Annotated in this window: 2 protein-coding genes; one reads left to right on the forward strand and one right to left on the reverse strand. The window is 61.2% G+C overall.

Annotated features, from left to right (window positions below; all coding sequences use genetic code 11):
• Window positions 1-301 precede the first annotated feature (301 nt).
• Window positions 302-871: an NADPH-dependent FMN reductase gene (locus AC1DWF_RS31455; RefSeq protein ID WP_476784301.1), complete on the reverse strand. Its 570-nt coding sequence runs from the start codon at window positions 869-871 to the stop codon at window positions 302-304.
• A gap of 181 nt (window positions 872-1,052) precedes the next feature.
• On the opposite strand from AC1DWF_RS31455, the gene AC1DWF_RS31460 reads away from it, so the two are divergent.
• On the forward strand, window positions 1,053-2,423 hold the full coding sequence (locus tag AC1DWF_RS31460; RefSeq protein ID WP_476842509.1) for a cytochrome P450: 1,371 nt from the start codon (window positions 1,053-1,055) through the stop codon (window positions 2,421-2,423).
• The last annotated feature ends 222 nt before the right edge of the window (window positions 2,424-2,645 follow it).

A 2,645-nucleotide genomic window follows, 5' to 3' on the forward strand; every position in this document is an offset into this window, starting at 1 on the left:
CTTGCGGACAGCGTCCAACCCCTTCAAAACCTTGATGGAATCTGCGCCGTACTCGGCTTCTGCGCCGGGAAGGTTCTCGGACTGGTCGCTCATGAAAAACTTTCGTCTGACTGCCGCAGGAGGACGCGGCAAAATCGGCCCCGAATCGCACGCCCGTTAGTCTCCAAGATATAGGCGTTAAGTGTGGTTTTTCCAAGTTTTACGGGTGGTTTGACTGGGGATGGGCGACAGCGTCACGAGCCTTGGCGAGAGGGCAGCAATCCGCCGTTTTTGACGGCGGACTGCATTGGCTTCGGGTGGCTCAGCCAGCCCGCATAGGCTTCAGCGCTTCGCTCCAGCGGAACAGTTCGTCGAGCATCACCTTGGCGCTGTCGTCGATCAGGGCGTTCGACTTGAACTCGCCATTCTCGTCGAGATGCTGGGGGAAGGCCGGAATCGCGATCGCCTCGGGAATAGGCATGATCTTGACCGTGGTTAGCAGCATCTTCTCCGACTGCACGGCGCGCAGGCCGGCCGAAACGCCACCATAGCTGAGGAAGCCCGCCGGTTTGTAGTTCCATTCGTTGGACAGGTAGTCGATGGCGTTCACCAGTGCGGGGGCCGCGAAGTAATTGTATTCGGGCGTCACGAACACGAAGGCGTCGGCCGGCTTGATCGCTTCCGACCACTTTTTGGTGTGCTCGTTTTCGTATTGGCCCAGGCGCGGGTGCTTGGGTTCATCGAAGATCGGCAGGCCGAAGGCGTCGATGTCGGTGATGACAGGTTCGAAATTGCCGTGCTCGCGCGCATAGGCTTCGAGCCAGCGGGCGAAAACGGGGCCAACGCGGCCAGGCCGGGTGCTGGCGACGACGATGTTGAGCTGGTGTTTCACAATTTCAGTCCTTGGTAGGTAGGTATCCAATGGTAACCGGCGCGACATAGGCCCCAAAACCATACAGTGGCAAGAAGGCACTTTCCGGTAACCCGGTCACATCCTGGTTACCTCGGCATGTCGGCCACATGGACGCCTGCATCCCCTGCGCCTACATTGCGTCCATGAGGCAGAGCATCTGATGGACACCAGACCAGAACCCTTCGTTCCCCCGGCACCGACACCACGGACCACGCCGCCCTCGACGCTGGAGATGATGCGGATCGTCTACCGCAACCCGCTCGAGCTGTGGGGCGAGCCGTCCTACAACGAGCCATGGATTTCGGTCACCKGCATTGGCGGCCCTTTGGTCATCGCCAACGATCCCGGTCTCATCCGCCACGTGCTGGTCGACAACGCCAAAAACTACAAGATGGCCACCGTCCGCCAGATGATCCTGCGGCCGATCCTGCGCGACGGGCTTCTGACCGCCGAAGGTGATGTCTGGAAGCGTTCGCGCAAGGCCATGGCGCCCGTCTTCACCCCGCGCCATATCTTCGGTTTCGCCAAGCCGATGCTGGCCTGCACGCTCGATTTCGTCAAACGCTACGACGATGTTTCAGAGCCGGTCGATGTCGCCCAGGACATGACGATGCTGACCTACGATATCTTGGCCGAGACGCTGTTTTCCGGCGAAATCGCCGGCGAGCCGGGCAGCTTTTCCCATGAGATCGACCGGCTGTTCGAGACCATGGGCCGCGTCGATCCGTTCGACCTGTTGCGGGCGCCGGAGTGGCTGCCGCGCTTCACCCACCTGCGCGGTCGCAAGACCATGGCCTATTTCCGCAAGATCGTCACCGACACGGTGGAGATGCGCAGCGAAAAACTGGCCCGCGACCCCGGCAACGCGCCGGAAGACTTTCTAACCTTGCTGCTTCGCGCCGAAGGCCCCGACGGGCTCACGCGAGGAGAGATCGAAGACAACATCATCACCTTCATCGGCGCCGGCCACGAAACCACGGCGCGGGCTTTGGGGTGGACGATCTATTGTCTCGCCGAGGCGACCTGGGAGCGCGACCGCGTCGAACAGGAGATCGACGCGGTGCTGGCTCGCGAGCCTGACCCTGTCAAATGGCTCGACGCCATGCCTTACACCCGCGCCGTCTTCGAAGAAGCTCTCAGGCTCTATCCGCCCGCACCTTCGATCAACCGCGAGCCGATCGCCGACGACAGCTACAAGGATCTGAAAATTCCGCGCAAGGCGCAGGTTCTGGTCATGCCCTGGACGGTGCATCGCCACCGCAAGCTGTGGGACCGGCCTGACGCTTTCATGCCCGAGCGTTTCCATCCCGAAAACCGCGACAAGATCGACCGCTACCAGTATCTGCMTTTTGGGGCTGGCCCGCGCGTCTGCATCGGCATGAGCTTTGCCATGCAGGAAGCGATCATCGCGCTCGCCATTTTGCTCTCACGCTACCGCTTCGACACGATCGCCGAAACCAAACCGTGGCCGGTGCAGAAGCTGACCACCCAGCCACAGGGTGGCCTGCCGATGCGCGTGACACGGCGCTGAAACCGCTTCCTTGTAACTTGAACGTTGCCGCATCTGCTATTGTTAGCGGTGCGGTGGCGGACGGGAGACCGAAGTTCCTTTGGGACACCAAGCCCGTGGGAGAGCTTGGGTCTTCGTCCGCCGTTCCATCGACCCCGAACAGTCGCCAGGGCCGCAAGCGAAGCCCGATTAGGCAAGGATGGGAGAAGATGGACGCTGCTTTTGTCGTTGTAGGGATCGATG

This window comes from Aminobacter sp. P4_D5 (assembly GCF_056401815.1).